Origin of the sequence: Arthrobacter sp. Cr_A7 (genome assembly GCF_029222765.1) — a bacterium.
Lineage (GTDB): Bacteria > Actinomycetota > Actinomycetes > Actinomycetales > Micrococcaceae > Arthrobacter.
The window spans coordinates 1-13,936 of the sequence record NZ_JARHXQ010000169.1; the positions used below are offsets into that span (position 1 = coordinate 1).

At 65.7% G+C, this 13,936-nt stretch carries 11 protein-coding genes; 4 read left to right on the plus strand and 7 right to left on the minus strand.

Annotated elements, in window-relative coordinates:
* Positions 1–11 precede the first annotated feature (11 nt).
* Both P2Q66_RS10390 and P2Q66_RS10395 read right to left on the minus strand, forming a co-directional pair.
* Positions 12–530: a PaaI family thioesterase gene (locus tag P2Q66_RS10390; RefSeq protein WP_275727806.1), complete on the minus strand. Its 519-nt coding sequence runs from the start codon at positions 528–530 to the stop codon at positions 12–14.
* 68 nt (positions 531–598) lie between these two features.
* On the minus strand, positions 599–2,968 hold the full coding sequence (locus P2Q66_RS10395) for a beta-galactosidase (RefSeq protein ID WP_275727808.1): 2,370 nt from the start codon (positions 2,966–2,968) through the stop codon (positions 599–601).
* A gap of 124 nt (positions 2,969–3,092) precedes the next feature.
* On the opposite strand from P2Q66_RS10395, the gene P2Q66_RS10400 reads away from it, so the two are divergent.
* Positions 3,093–3,689 (plus strand): DUF1992 domain-containing protein, encoded by a 597-nt coding sequence (locus P2Q66_RS10400; RefSeq protein ID WP_275727809.1) that lies wholly within the window; start codon positions 3,093–3,095, stop codon positions 3,687–3,689.
* Between the two features lie 54 nt (positions 3,690–3,743).
* Here the strand turns inward: P2Q66_RS10400 and P2Q66_RS10405 are convergent, their stop codons facing one another.
* The gene (locus P2Q66_RS10405; RefSeq protein ID WP_275727810.1) at positions 3,744–4,286 is read right to left on the minus strand and encodes a GNAT family N-acetyltransferase; all 543 of its coding nucleotides are present in this window, start codon (positions 4,284–4,286) and stop codon (positions 3,744–3,746) included.
* Between the two features lie 342 nt (positions 4,287–4,628).
* On the opposite strand from P2Q66_RS10405, the gene P2Q66_RS10410 reads away from it, so the two are divergent.
* Positions 4,629–6,218: an HNH endonuclease gene (locus tag P2Q66_RS10410; protein WP_275727821.1), complete on the plus strand. Its 1,590-nt coding sequence runs from the start codon at positions 4,629–4,631 to the stop codon at positions 6,216–6,218.
* A gap of 38 nt (positions 6,219–6,256) precedes the next feature.
* On the opposite strand, the gene P2Q66_RS10415 is transcribed toward P2Q66_RS10410, so the two are convergent.
* Positions 6,257–8,440: a transglycosylase domain-containing protein gene (locus P2Q66_RS10415; RefSeq protein ID WP_275727812.1), complete on the minus strand. Its 2,184-nt coding sequence runs from the start codon at positions 8,438–8,440 to the stop codon at positions 6,257–6,259.
* A 176-nt stretch (positions 8,441–8,616) separates the two neighbouring features.
* Between P2Q66_RS10415 and P2Q66_RS10420 the strand changes: the two genes are divergently transcribed.
* Positions 8,617–9,231 (plus strand): PadR family transcriptional regulator, encoded by a 615-nt coding sequence (locus P2Q66_RS10420; RefSeq protein ID WP_275727813.1) that lies wholly within the window; start codon positions 8,617–8,619, stop codon positions 9,229–9,231.
* Between the two features lie 27 nt (positions 9,232–9,258).
* Here P2Q66_RS10420 and P2Q66_RS10425 read toward each other — a convergent pair whose 3' ends face one another.
* Both P2Q66_RS10425 and P2Q66_RS10430 read right to left on the minus strand, forming a co-directional pair.
* Positions 9,259–10,626 (minus strand): ammonium transporter, encoded by a 1,368-nt coding sequence (locus tag P2Q66_RS10425; RefSeq protein ID WP_275727814.1) that lies wholly within the window; start codon positions 10,624–10,626, stop codon positions 9,259–9,261.
* Between the two features lie 495 nt (positions 10,627–11,121).
* Positions 11,122–11,916, minus strand: coding sequence for a carbon-nitrogen hydrolase family protein (locus tag P2Q66_RS10430; protein WP_275727816.1), 795 nt, complete (start codon positions 11,914–11,916; stop codon positions 11,122–11,124).
* 32 nt (positions 11,917–11,948) lie between these two features.
* On the opposite strand from P2Q66_RS10430, the gene P2Q66_RS10435 reads away from it, so the two are divergent.
* A complete protein-coding gene (locus P2Q66_RS10435) occupies positions 11,949–12,605 on the plus strand; it encodes a GntR family transcriptional regulator (protein WP_275727818.1) in 657 nt (218 codons plus the stop codon).
* Positions 12,606–12,610: 5 nt separating this feature from the next.
* Here the strand turns inward: P2Q66_RS10435 and P2Q66_RS10440 are convergent.
* On the minus strand, positions 12,611–13,936 hold a 1,326-nt coding region (locus P2Q66_RS10440; protein WP_275727820.1), incomplete at its 5' end, for an MFS transporter.

Consider the following 13,936-nt stretch of genomic DNA (forward strand, 5'->3'; position numbering starts at 1 on the left):
CTCTGCTGCCGCTATTCCTTCGGCGCCGTCACGCCAAAAACCAGCAGTGAGCTCGTGGCGGTGGCCAGGAGTTCGCCGGTTGGCCCCATGATGCGCCCTTCCGCGAAGATGACCCGCGATCCCGTCTTCACCACCGATCCCGCCGCCCGCAGGATGGCGTGCTTGAGGGTGATGGGGCGGAGGTAGCTGACCGAGCGGTCAATGGAGGTGTAGCCGAACCCGGGGGCCAGCGTGCTGTGGGCGGCGCAGCCCACCACGGTATCCAGGAGAGTGCAGGCCAGGCCGCCGTGCACTACACCCAGCGGGTTGTAGTGCGCCTCGGCAGGCCGGCACTCGAACTCCACCCGGCCGGACTGCACGTCCACCAGATCCAGGTTCATGAGTGCGGCCATGGGCGGGCGGGGGATGCTGCCGTCCCGCATGCCGGTGAGGAACTCCAGGCCGGACATCCGCGGCAGGTGTTCCAGCGATATCCGCGGATCGGTCCAGCTGAAGGTCTCCGTGCGCTCCGCTGACCCGCTCGCATCCATGGACTTCTCCTCTTCGACGGCCCGTGCTTGCCCGGGAAACTGCCAACCGTGTCCGGGACAGTGCCAGCTTAGGCGACGCTGTGCCCCGCCTTCTCCTGCCACCCGGTCCACGTGGTCAGCCGGACCGCGTCCAAGGCCAGCAGGTCACCGGGTATGGTTTCCCTCCGCTGTTGTCCTTCGGCCGGCAGTCCCACCTTGGCCTGTGGGGATAGCGGGAGGATCTGCAAAACCACGTCTGCGCCGGGGATGATGCCGCAGTCTGCGGCGTTGAGGAGCCAGGGCGAGCCGTCCCAGAACCGGTCCGCCACGGCCACGCCGTCCACCAGGATGCGGGCAACATCGCCGGCCCAGTGGATCTCAAGCTCTGCGTGGGCCTGGGCGAATGCCTCGGCTGGCAGGTCCAGGCTGTACGTCTGCGCCAGCCCGTCGATCACCTCGGGTTCGGGAGCGGCGGCCCGGTTGGCGGCCTCTCCATAGGACGCAGGAACCGGGCGGGCAGGGCGCACCAGCCGGGCCTCGATACTGTGTCCACGCTGGGGAGTGCCCGCGGTCCGGATGTCCACGGGTAGGAACGAGCGCGTCCGCGGGTCGTAGCGGTCCACCGCGGGTTCTCCCTGTGACCTTCCAGCCAGCAGCCCGTCGCGGTCCAGCCACAGCCGGTCCGTGGAGAACACCAGGTCGCGGCCGCGGCGGCCACTCAGAATCCAGGCCTGGTCCGCGAGCCCGGCAGGGAGGAGCAGGACGTCGAGGACTGCGTCCCCTGACTGGGCAGCCAGCATCACGGGTTCGCTGACGGCGAGGCGTTGCGTGCGGCCCGGTGCGGAGAGTCCCGGTGCGGAGAGTGCCGGGCCACCGACCTCGGTGCCCCGGGCGAAGCGGAGCTCCACAGGGACACCGGCCTCGGCCGCCAGGACCAGGGTTGGCGCAGCGCCCGGCGCAGCTTCCAGCACTGTCAAGAGGGACGCTGTGGCCCATTCAAGGGTCACACCTCGCACCTCCAGGTTTATCGGCCAGTGGGCGATGGTTCCCGCCGGCACGTCGACAGGGACCTCGGGAAAGGTGACCGGGCCGCCGTCGAGCATTACCTCAAACTGCGCTCCGCGGTAAGTATCGAGCGGGATGTGCGGCTGGTGCCACGTGATGAAGAGGAAGCCCGCGGATCCGTCGCTGCGCAGGGCCCACCGAAGCGTGGCGGTGTCGTCGATGCCCGCCGGCAGCACCTCGGGCAGGGTGGACGGCATCTCTGCGAGGCGGTCGCCGAAAGCCGCCAGGAATGCGTGCTGTTTCCGGAGGGCGGCGAAGCTGGGTGCGAGGCGGCCTGATGCTCCGATCGGTGCGTGGAAGTCGTAATCGAACCGGGGCAGGTCATTCGGGTACCCAGTCGCCTGCGACTCCTGCAGCCCGTCGGCCGGGTTCATGCCGCCGGCAAACATGTAGTAGCCCTGCCAGGCGGAGCCGTTGCCGATCTTGTTGTGCGCCACCGCTGCCACGTCGAGCCCCCGCGGCCACGGCCGGCGCTGGTAGGCAGTGGCCATGCCGCCCGCAAGCTCGCAGGTGGCCGGCGGGAACAGGGCCGACGGCGTGCGCGGCGCACGCGTCCCGCTTCCGTTCCCGAACTGCTCCCGAAGGTCCGCGCCAATGCCGGGATCGTCCCAGACGTGGCTGAAGAAGTAGTGCTCGCGAAACGTCGGATCCCATGGGGAGTCGGCATCCACCCAGAACCCGTCACCGTAACCGCCGAAAAGCGGCAGGACCTCGCCGTCGGGAAGCTCGGCACCACCCCACGCCGTTGCGGTCCAGACGGGGGCGGACAGGCCGGCATTCCGTGCAAGCTTCTTGAGCTCGTTGATGTGCCCGGGCTGGTCGTACAGTTCGTTCTCCAGCTGGATGCCGATCACGTTGCTGCCGGGGCCCATCAGCCCGTCCAGCTCCTGCCCCAGGTAGCCGAACCAGCGCTCCACCAGCTCCAGATAGCCAGCATCGTTGGTGCGGTGCTTCACCGTGGCCGCCTGCACCCAGTCCGGGAAGCCGCCGTTGCGGACCTCGCCATGGCACCAGGGGCCCACCCGCAGCACCACGTCCAGCCCTGCCTCCGCGCACAGCCGGACGAACGCAGCAACGTCCAGGCCGCCGTCGAAACTGACCTTGCCCTCCGTGCGCTCGTGGTGGATCCAGAAGATGTAGGAGGCCACCACGGTGATGCCACCGGCCTTCATCAGCCGCAGCCGCTCCTCCCACCGCTCCCGGGGCACCCTGCTGAAATGGAGTTCACCGGACACAGGAATCCCCGGTTTTCCACCGATCTCCACGTAGCGGTTGGTGACACGGAACCTTTCGTGGCGGTCCAGCGTGTTGCTCATGGCCGGCGAGGTGAGCGGAGAGTCCCATGCTTGATGGATGGCGCCGAGGGTGTTGGACGCGGGTGAGGGGTTGGGCATAGGACAGAGTATTGCATAGTTCGGGAAGCGCTTTCCCACATGATGTGCGGGCGGGCGTTGAACCCTGCGGAAGGCTTCGAAATACTTGAAGGAAGGCACTAACCGAGGTAAGGCGGTGGCACGGATGGCCAGCGGGACGGGGGATATCCGGAAGCGGCTGGAGCGCGCCGCCGAGGTGCGGTCCTACCGCGGAGCGGGAATCAGCGCGGAGGAGGAAGCCGCCCTCGACGCCCTGGATGAGAAGGAGCGGGCGAAGCGCCGTAAGGTGAGCGACGCCGCCAGGGCCGAATACCTGGTCCGGGATGCCATGGCGCAGGGGAAGTTCGACAACCTCAAGTACGCGGGCAAGCCGATTCCGGGGCTGGGGGAGTCGTACGATCCCGACTGGTGGGTCAAAGGCCTTCTCCAGAGGGAGAACATCAGCGGCCTGGGTCCGCCCGCAATCCTCCTGCGCACCGAGGATGCGGAGCTGGATGCAAAGCTCGATGGCCAGTACACGGAGCAGCAGGTCCGGGACCTCCTGGTGGACTTCAACAGGCGCGTCATCGACGCACGGCGACAGCTCCAGGGCGGCCCGCCCGTCATTACCAAAACCCGGGATGTCGAGGATGAGGTGAAGCGCTGGCGCCAGCGCCGGGCGTCGCGGGCCGTTGAGGCGGCGCCCGAGCCTCCGGAAGCACCGCGCTCATGGTGGCAACGGCTGTGGAAAGGGACCGGCTAGGAGCCGTACGACGCCGGTGCCTCCCGCCGTCGTCGGCGTGCCCTTCAGGGACGTTCAGTTGCTGCCAGGGTTTTGAGCCAGTACAAACAGCTCGCAGAGCGCGTTGTAATAGCGCCCGGTCTGTCCTTGGTGGACCAGCCCGATCCGGGTGCACACCTTCTGCGAGGCCGTGTTGGCCGGCGCGGTTACCGCCACAACCTTGGGAAGTCCGCTGTCCATGGCGTAGGCAAGGACGGCTGCGGCGGCCTCCGTTGCATAACCGTGTTCCCAGAAGTCCGGGTGGAAGTGCCAGCCGATTTCCGTGTCCCCGGACGGCTGCAGCGGTAATCGGCCCGACGCCGGTATGGACTTCAGGAGCAGGGTTCCGGCCAGTTGTCCTCCGGCTTTGAGCTGGACCGCCCACACGGGGTGCACCGGGTGACCCATGTCCCGCCAGGTGCGGATGCGTTCCTCGGCCTGGACCCGGTTCGTCATGACCTGCGGCGGGTTGCCGATGAAGCGCTGCACCTCCCAGCGCGAGTAAAGATCCAGCACGAAGTCCGCGTCCTCCGGCTCCCACTGGCGGAGGATCAGCCGCTCCGTTTCGAGGGTCTTCACGCCGCTTATTGTGGCAGAGGGACTGGGCCTTGCTCCGGTTTTCCACATAGGAACTTTGGCTCCCGGCAATTGTCACACCCTGCTGGAAGACTTTGTTTATGGAAGCGGTTGGGGCTTTGGCAGGGGTGAGCGGGGCGGGCATTCCCTGTGTGCCGGCTGCTTCTGCTGAGCCGGTGGTTGCTGATGTCCGGTCCGTCGACACCGTCCTGGAAGCTATGGCTGGCGTCCCGCTGGGGCGTCGCTGTTCCGGACGCCCAGGCTGCCGTGCCGCCGGTCGCTGATGTCCGGGAGGCTCTGGCGGCTGTGCCGTCGGTCGCTGACGTCCATGAGGCTCTGGCTGCCATGCCGTCGGTGACTGATGTCAGGGTTGCCCTGGATGCGGTGCGGGTTTGTGCTGATGGTGCCGCCATGATTGATCAGCTGCGGGAGCTTGAGGATTTGAAGTCTGCCGCGGCTGCGAAGCAGGCTGACATTGCTGTTGCCTTTGATCTGTTCCAGCGCCGGGCCCAGGCTGCGGCCGGGGTTCCTGCAGATGAGCAAGGTGCCGACGTCGGCCCCCAGATCGCATTGGCGCGGCGGGAGTCACCGTCCCGCGGAGGAAGGCTGCTGGGCCTGGGCAAGGCCGCAAAGGATATGCCGCACACCTTTGCGGCGTTCCGGGCGGGGCAGCTGAATGAATGGCGCACCACGCTGGTCGTGCGGGAAACAGCCTGCCTGTCGGTCGAGGACCGGCAGGCGGTGGACGAGGAGCTCGCCGCGGACACCGGCACGTTCACCGGCGCCGGAGACAAAGCCATTGTTGCCGCTGTCCGGGCCGCCGCCTATCGGAAGGATCCCCAGTCTGTGGCGCGGCGGGCCAGCCACGCCGTGACCGAACGGACCGTGTCGTTGCGTCCGGCGCCGGACACCATGACGTACCTGACCGCGCTGCTGCCCGTCGCCGAGGGTGTGGCCGCGTACGCGTCGCTTACCCGGCATGCCGATACCTTGCGGGCCTCCGGGGATGAACGCTCCAAGGGTCAGATCATGGCAGATTCCCTGGTCGAACGCGTCACTGGCACCCCGGGCGGGATCACCGGGATCGACATCCAGCTCGTCATGACCGACCGCACCCTCTTTCAAGGTGACAGCGAACCCGCCCGACTCACCGGCTACGGCACCGTCCCCGCACAATGGGCACGCGAAACCATCCTGAACAGGACAACCGGCACCGGTTCAGCGGGGATGGCCGCCCCGGACGCTTGTGCTGGCACTGCTGTTGGTGTTGGTTCTGGTTCCGGTTCTAGCACTGATGCTGGCGTCAGTTCTGGCATTGATGCTGGCACTGATGTTGGTTCTACCCATCAGCATGAATTGTCGGTCTGGCTCCGCAGGCTCTACACAGCCCCCGGCACCGGTGAGCTGGTCGCGATGGACTCAAAAGCCAGGTTCTTCCCACCCGGGCTCCGCCGGTTCCTCCAGGTCCGGGACGACACCTGCCGGACCCCGTTCTGCGACGCGCCAATCCGCCACGACGACCACATCATCCCCTGGCACAACGACGGCCCAACCACCGCCGGGAACGGCCAAGGGCTCTGCGAAGCCTGCAACCACACCAAGGAAAACCCCGGCTGGACCGCAAAACCCATCCCCGGAACCCGCCACACCGTCGAAACCCGGACACCAACAGGCCACACCTACCGCTCCACCGCGCCGCCACTGCCAGGGACTTCACGGGAGTTGGTCCCTCTGCCCGAGGCTCCGCAACATCAGGCACCACTGCCCCCAGCGTCACCCGATCAAAAAGCGGTGCCCGGCACGCGGGCGGGAGCTGGAACTAAGCCGGCCATCCGCCGTCGTACCGTCCGTAACCCAGACCGGGAACCGGTTCGTCGCCAGGAAGCAATGAAGCACACCGTTCAGGTGCTGGGAAGGGCGGGGCCTTCAGGGTAGTGCCGACACGCCCAGCAGTCGCTCGGCGGCGGCAGCCGTCAGGGCTTCGGGCTTGGGCTCGGTGACGGGTTGGGGCCCATCATCGATGGGGGAGGCGGCGGGAACGGACCGGCCGGGTAGAGCGGTGCCACCTTCAGCATGTAGTTAGCCCACTGTGGTCCTGCAATCATGTAGCCGTCGAGCCGGGGGTAGAACGTCCCGTTGATGGTGACGTTCTGGCCGGGGCGCTTTTGGCTCTCAAGTGGGTCCCCGAAGAAGGACGCAGTGGCAAGTCCACTGGTATAGCCGACGATCCAGGTTGCACCGTTGTTGTTGGACGTGCCGGTTTTGGCCGCCGTCGGCACCTTGTCATGGACTTTGGGGTTGATCCAGAAGCCGGAGCCCCTCACAAGCACGTCCTGCAGCACGTTGTTCACGCCTCGGGCAACGTCCGGCTTTACGGCATCCCTGCACTCGACAGGCTGCGCAGGAAGCTTCCCGCCGGAGGCTTCAGTGACCTCAAGGAGGGCAACCGGGGTGCAGTAGCGGCCGTCATTGGCGAAAGTGGCAAAAGCGTTCGCCATATGCAGCGGAGCGACGTTGGTGGCACCGAGCAGGTTGCCCAATTGGTGCATGTTGATGGGGGAGCCGTCCAGCCCGTTGTGCAGTCCTACCGCGTCCACCATCTTCTGGATGCCGCAGAAGTCCAGTTGAGTGGCCGAAGCGAAGGTAGCCGTGTTGATGGAGTTGTACAGGCCGTAGTTGATGGCCATCTTCCGGTAGAAGCCCTCTTCGGCGTTCTGCAGGTCATCGGCGGCGCCCAGTTCAGGATTGTTCTGCGCGGTGCTGTAGGCGCCCAACACCTTGCCGCAGCTCGACCTCCACGGGAAACCCAGCGGGTAGACGCGGCGTGATGCGTCCACTTCCGCGGTAAGGGGCTTGCCCTCGTTCAGCCACTGAGCGAACGTGAAGGGCTTCATGGTCGAGCCCGTCTGGAACCCGCCGGCTCCGTTCAGATTATTGCCCTGCGGGTCCTTGGCATCAACATTGAAGTTCAAATGGGTATCGAACTTGCCCGGTTCCGCAAGGAACACGGTGTTCTGCGCCATCGCCAGGATCTTCCCGGTTCCTGGCTGCACCGTCACCAGTGCTGCACCCCACCGGTCGGGGTTGGGCCCCGCCGTGCCATCCACCTGCGCCTGCGCCGCCGCCTGGAGCCGGCTGTCCAGCGTGGTCACGATCGTCAGCCCGCCGCGGTACAGCTTGCGCTGGCGTTCCGTCTCATTCGGCCCGTACGCCGGGTTGTTCAGGATGAGATGCGAGATGTAGTCGCAGAAGTACGGGGCCATCGTGGCATTGGCGCAGCCCTGCCGCTCCGGGCTGATCTTGAGCTCGATCGGGGTGGCCACTGCTTCATCGTGTTCGGCTTGCGTGATCTTGCCGAGACGGAGCATCTCGCCAAGCACCTGGTTGCGCCGCACCATTGAGTTGTCCGGGTTGAGCGCCGGGTTATAAAACGTGGGGCTGTTCACGAGCCCCGCCAGCAGCGCGGCCTGGGGCAGGTTGAGGTCCTTGGCCTTAGTGCTGAAGAAGTAGCGTGCAGCAGCTTCAACACCGTAGGCGTCGCTGTTGAAGAACACGATGTTCAGGTAGCCCTCGAGGATCTGCTCCTTGCTGAACTCCTTTTCCAGGGCGAGGGCGAGTTTCATCTCCCGCAGCTTGTCGCCAAGGTCCTTTTGCCCGCTGAGGATCACCTCGTCCGGCCGGTCCTTCGAAAGCCGCGCCTCGTTGATGACATTGGTGACGTATTGCTGGGTGATGGTGGAGGCCCCCTGCCTGTCACCCTTGGTCACATTCGAGACCAAGGCCCGCACAATCCCCTGAGGGTCGACGCCGGCGTGGTCATAAAACCGGCTGTCCTCGATTGCGATGACCGCGTCCTTGATGTACGGGGACATCTGATCCAGCGGTACCCTGACGCGGTTCTCGGCATAGAACGTGGCGATGGTTTGGCCGTCGGAGGTCAGGACTTTGGTGGATTGCGACGGCGGCTCCACGGTCAGCTCCGCGGGCAGGCCTTCAAAAAACCCGACGGAGTTGCTAACCCCAAACTTGGCCGCTGCCAAAGCAGGCGCCACCAGGCTGGCAACCAGGATCCCGCACATGATGCTCGCGGCAAGGAACCCCAGGAGTTGTCCCAGGGCGCGTCCGGGACCGCGCTTGCGCTTCCGCTTCTTCGCCATTCATCAGCCCTCGAACTCGGAGGTGTGAATCGAGGATACGCCCCTATATCAAGGCGGGCCAGAGCCCGGCAGGTCAGGATATGGTCACGAAAATTGCTTGACCCAGCGATAGTTAACGACATATCGTTAACTATCGCTGAAGAAGTCAGCGTAAAGATTGAAAGGACGATGCCACTATGAAAGGCATTTCTGACGAAAGATTTCCCGGCCCGGAATTTGCGAGGGGCCGGTTTGAGCGGGGCCGCGGCCGCAGGGGCCCGCACGGGCACCGCGGCGGCGGGTTCGGTCCCGGCTTTGGGCCTGGCTTTGGTCCGGGATTCGGACCCGGCTTTGGTCCCGGTTTCGGCCGTGGCTCCCGGCGGGCCAGCCGCGGGGATGTCCGCGCCGCCATCCTGTCGCTCCTGGCCGAAGCACCCTCGAACGGTTACGGCTTGATCAAGACCATTGCCGAAAAGACGGACGGCGCGTGGCGGCCCAGTCCAGGATCCATCTACCCCACGCTGCAGCAGCTCGTGGACGAGGACCTGATTACCGCATTGAGCGAAGGCCGCGGCACGGAGTTTGCACTTTCCGACGCCGGCAGGGCCTACGTGGCGGAGCATGCCGAGGAGATGGAAAATGCGTGGAACGCCGGTCCGGACAGCTCCGACCGGGAGTTCCACCAGAGCATCGGCAAGTTGATGGGCGTCATTCACCAGTTCCGCAGCGGCGTCACAGAAGAACAGCGGGCGGCTGCCATCGAAAAGCTGGATGAGACCCGCCGTGCACTGTACAAGATCCTGGCGGACTAGGTTGGGGGAACCCTTAGGCGCAGCCCGCTATGCGAAGGAGTCTTCCTTGGCATGGAGTTCGGCGGAATCCTTGGCAGTCGAATCCCGAGCGGTGGAATCCTTGGCGGCGGCCGGAACGGCAGCGGTCAGGAGATGGGAAGCGGCGGTTCGCAGGGGGTTGAAGCCGGAGCCAAGCTCGCCGAACGCGTAGGCGCTCTCGGCGTGCTCGGAGAGGTCCACTCCGGCAGTTTCCGCCTCATGGCTGACCCTGAACCCGATGGTCTTGTTGATGATCCGGCCGATGACCAGGGTTCCCAGGCCGGACAGCAGCAGGGTGATGACAACGGCCGCGGTTTGGGCGATGAGCTGCTGGACCCCGCCGCCGTAGAAGAGCCCGCCGCCCTGGCCCTCAATGGGGAGAGCGATGAATCCCAGTGCCAGGGTGCCGATGAGTCCGGCGCCCAGGTGGACTCCCACCACATCCAGGGAGTCATCCAGTCCAAAACGGTACTTGAGGTCAACGAACACGGCGCAGGCGGCACCCGCCACCAGGCCCAGGCCGATTGCGGCCACCGGGCTGATGTTGGCGCAGGACGGGGTGATGGCCACGAGTCCGGCCACCACGCCGGATGCCGCGCCGAGGGAAGTGGGGTGGCCGTGCCGGAGCTTCTCGGTGACCAGCCAGCTCAGCATGGCTGCCGCCGGAGTGACCAGGGTGTTGACCCAGATCAGGCCGGCCTGCTCGGCCGTGGTTGCAGCACCGCCGTTGAAGCCGAACCAGCCGAACCAGAGGATGGCGGCGCCCAGCATGATGAAGGGCACGTTGTGGGGGCGGTGGTTGGGATCCTTGGCGAAGCCGTGCCGCTGGCCAACGATCAGGGCAAGAACCAGTGCGGCTGTTCCGGAACTGATCTCCACAACAGCGCCGCCGGCGAAATCGATGACCTGGCCGAAGATGGCGGTGACTGCTCCACCGGCGCTCATCAGGCCGCCGCCCCAGATCATGTAGGCCAGCGGGCAGTAAACCAGGGTGATCCACACCGGCACGAACAGGGCCCATGCGCTGAACTTCGCGCGGTCGGCGATGGCGCCGCTGATCAGTGCCACCGTGATGATGGCGAAGGTGGCGCTGTAGCCGGCCTTGATGAGGTCGGGGGAGCCCATGAGGTTCTGCAGCCCGAAGTTGGCGAAGGGGTTGCCGAAGATGCCCAGGACACCCTCGCCGGTGGTCATGGAGTAGCCCCACAGGACCCACACCACGCCGACGATGCCGGCGGAGATGAAGCTCATCATGATCATGTTCAGCGCGGCCTTGGCACGGGTCATGCCGCCGTAGAAGAGTCCGAGCCCGGGCGTCATCAGCAGTACCATCGCGGCTGAAATCATCAGCCAGACATGTTGGGCAGAGATTTCCACCGGCAGGTCCCTTCGGATGTGAGCTTGACGGGGCGCTGCAGCCCCTTGCCTTTCCCCCGCCGTCCATCTTTCGTTGGTTGTGTTTCGGAAAAGACCGCTCAAAGTTGCCGTGACGTTACACAAATCGGCTTTGCGTGAAGTTCGCGTGTCAGCTGTGTTTCGGCGGTGTTAACGAGCGCCATCCCGTACCTCTCATCGAAAGTCCCCCGTCCCCTTCACAGGCGAATCCACAGGCGACTGCCTGTTGAGAAGGTGAGAAGCCGCCGTCGTACGTCGTTCCCGGCTACGTTTCCTGCCTGTGAACGAGGACTCACGCTGTCTCAGCGCCTGCAGTGCGATGACTCAGAGGGATGGGACCTGTAGCAACTGGGCGTCCGATCTTTTGCGCGAGGCTCTCACGATGCGCACCTGGACGCGTTTGAAGAATAAGTGCACGCCCTCCGCAGCTTCCTGGACCCTGCCGGGTAAAGCGGCGGGGGCGTGCAGCCGGCAGGTTCAGAACTGGCGGGCGTTGGCCAGAACGGGAAGCTTGGTGCGGACTTCGTCCACAAGCGAGGGATCGATCTCCACGACGGCGAGCCCGGGCTTTCCGTCCAGAGCCGCCAGTGCGGACCCCAGCGGGGAGATGACGGCACTGTGCCCGATTCCGGTGGGAGCCGCTCCGGCCGGACCTGCCCCGGTGGTTTCGGGGTCGCCCTGGCCGCAGGCCACCACGAACGTGGTGCTGTCCAGCGCGCGGGCCCGGACCAGCAGGTCCCACTGCTCGGCCTTGCCCTCGCCGGCGCCCCAGGACGCGCACACGATGTTGACCTGCGCGCCGGCCTTGGCATTGGCCGTAAACAAGGCAGGGAAACGGACGTCGTAGCACGTGGCAAGTCCGAAGACCGTGCCGTTGAGTTCGAACGTCACAGGGCTTTTTCCCGCATCCACTGTCTTGGACTCCATAAAGCCGAAGGCGTCGAAGAGGTGCACCTTGTCGTAGGAGGTGTCCAGGCCGGGGCCGGTGACCAGCAGCGTGTTGCGGACGCGGCCGTCCTTTCCAGGAGTGAACATCCCCGCTACGATCGCAATGTCCAGTTCCCGGGCAATGCCGCGGACCTTTTCCGCCCACGGTCCATCAAGCGGTTCGGCGATGTCCTTCAGGGAATGGCCGAAAGCGCGCATGGCTGCCTCGGGGAAGACCACCAGTTCCCCGCCGGCGGCTTTGGCCTCCGTTGCGTACTCCCGGATCAGCTCCAGGTTGGCAGCAAGGTCTGCGCTGCTGATGATTTGGGCGACTGCAAGACGCATGGAAGAACTCCAATCTGTTGTATACATAATGTATGGGAAAAATGCCGGGAACGGCGGCGTCCGGTCGCGAGAAGGCGTACATCCACCTGCGTGAGAACGTCCTGACTGATCCGGAGCTTCAGGGCCGGTTCCTTAACGAGACAGAGCTGGCGGCAGACATCGGTGTTTCCCGCACCCCGGTCCGTGAAGCCCTGCTCCTCCTGGTATCCGACGGGCTGGTGGAGCTGATTCCCCAGCGCGGTGCGTACGTCCCGGCCGTCACCGGCAGGGAGATTTCCGAGCTCATGGAGCTGCGCGGCGTGCTGGAAAATTACGCTGCCCGGCTGGTCATCGCCGAGCAGCGCGTCCCCGCGGGCCTGATGCAGGAAACGCTGGACCTCCAGGCCAGGATTCCGGATACCGAAAGCCCGGGGGATGCCCGCGAATTCATCCGGCTGGACACCCTTTTCCATCAGCAGCTCATCGACGCCGCCGGAAATGAACTCATCTCCCGGACCTACAGCAAGCTTCACGTCCGCCAGATCCTGGTGGGCGTTGCCGCCCTGTTCCGGACAGGCGGCCGGCGCCAGGACGTGTGCGCCGAACACCAGGGCATCCTTGACGCCCTGGTGGCCGGCGACGCCGTCCAGGCGCAGAAGGCGATCGACGAGCACTTGGCAGTTACCCGCGATATCCTGCTGCGCACCTGACGGGTTCAGCGGGAGTCGCCCACTCCCGACGCCCGCTTGGCTTCCGCCGCGCCTTCCAGGAGGAGGCGGTAGTCCTGGTCCTCCACGGTGTCGTTGTCGCGGCCCATGGCGAGACCCACCAGGGTCACGACGGCGGCGACGGCAACGTAGATGGCCACCGGAATCCAGGTGCCGAACTGGGAGAGCAGCACCGTGAACATCAGCGGGGCGATGGCGCCGCCGATCACGCCGGCAAAGGTGTAGGCCAGGGAGCTTCCGGTGGAACGCAGCCGGGGGGAGAACTGTTCCACGATGAAGGCGGCCTGCGGGCCGTACATGAACGAGTGTGCCGCGAGCCCCAGGACGATGCCAACGATCAACATGGGCTGGTTGTCGCCGCCCAGGATGCCGAAGAAGATGAAGGTCCACACGGCGCCGACCACCGCACCCACGCCGTAGACCAGGCGGCGGTTGAACCGGTCCGAAACGGCGCCGGCCAGCGGGATCATAAAGAGCTGGAAAGCGGAGCCGATCAGGACGGCGGTGAGGACCTGGTTGCGCTCGTAGCCCAGGGTCTGGATGCCGTAGGTCAGGGTGAAGACGGTAAACAGGGCGTACAGCACGTCCGGTCCCACACGGCAGAGGATGGCGGCGATCAGCGGGCGCAGTTCATGGCTGAAGACTTCGCGGATGGGAGCATGCGGCTGCTCGCCGTGGGCCGCGATCGCCTTGAAGACGGGGGTGTCCTCCAGCCGCAGCCGGATCCACAGGCCGAACGCGACCAGCAGCGCGGAAACCAGGAACGCGATCCGCCAGCCGTAGCCGAGGAACTGTTCCTCGGTCAGCATGAGGGTCAGGACTGCGAGGGCGCCGTTGGCGAGCAGGTTGCCGGCGGGCGGTCCCACCTGTGCGGCCGAGGCCCAGAAGCCGCGGCGGTGCGGGTCGCCGTACTCACTGGAGAGCAGGACGGCGCCGCCCCATTCGCCGCCGACACCCACGCCCTGGGCAAAGCGCAGGAGCACCAGGATGATGGGCGCCGTGATGCCGATGGCGTCATACCCCGGCAGGACGCCGATGAGGACGGTGGCCACACCGATGATCATCAGCGTGGTGACCAGGACCCTCTTGCGGCCGATGCGGTCGCCCAGGCGGCCGAAAATAATGCCACCAACAGGGCGGGACACGTAGCCCACGGCGTACGTGGAGAAGGCCAGGATGGTGCCCGTCAGGGGATCGGAGGCGGGGAAGAAAACGATGGGAAAGACGACGGCGGCGGCCGCTGAGTAGACGGCGAAGTCGTACCACTCGAGGGCCGTCCCGGTGAGGCTGGCAGCAAAGGCCGTGTAGAGGCC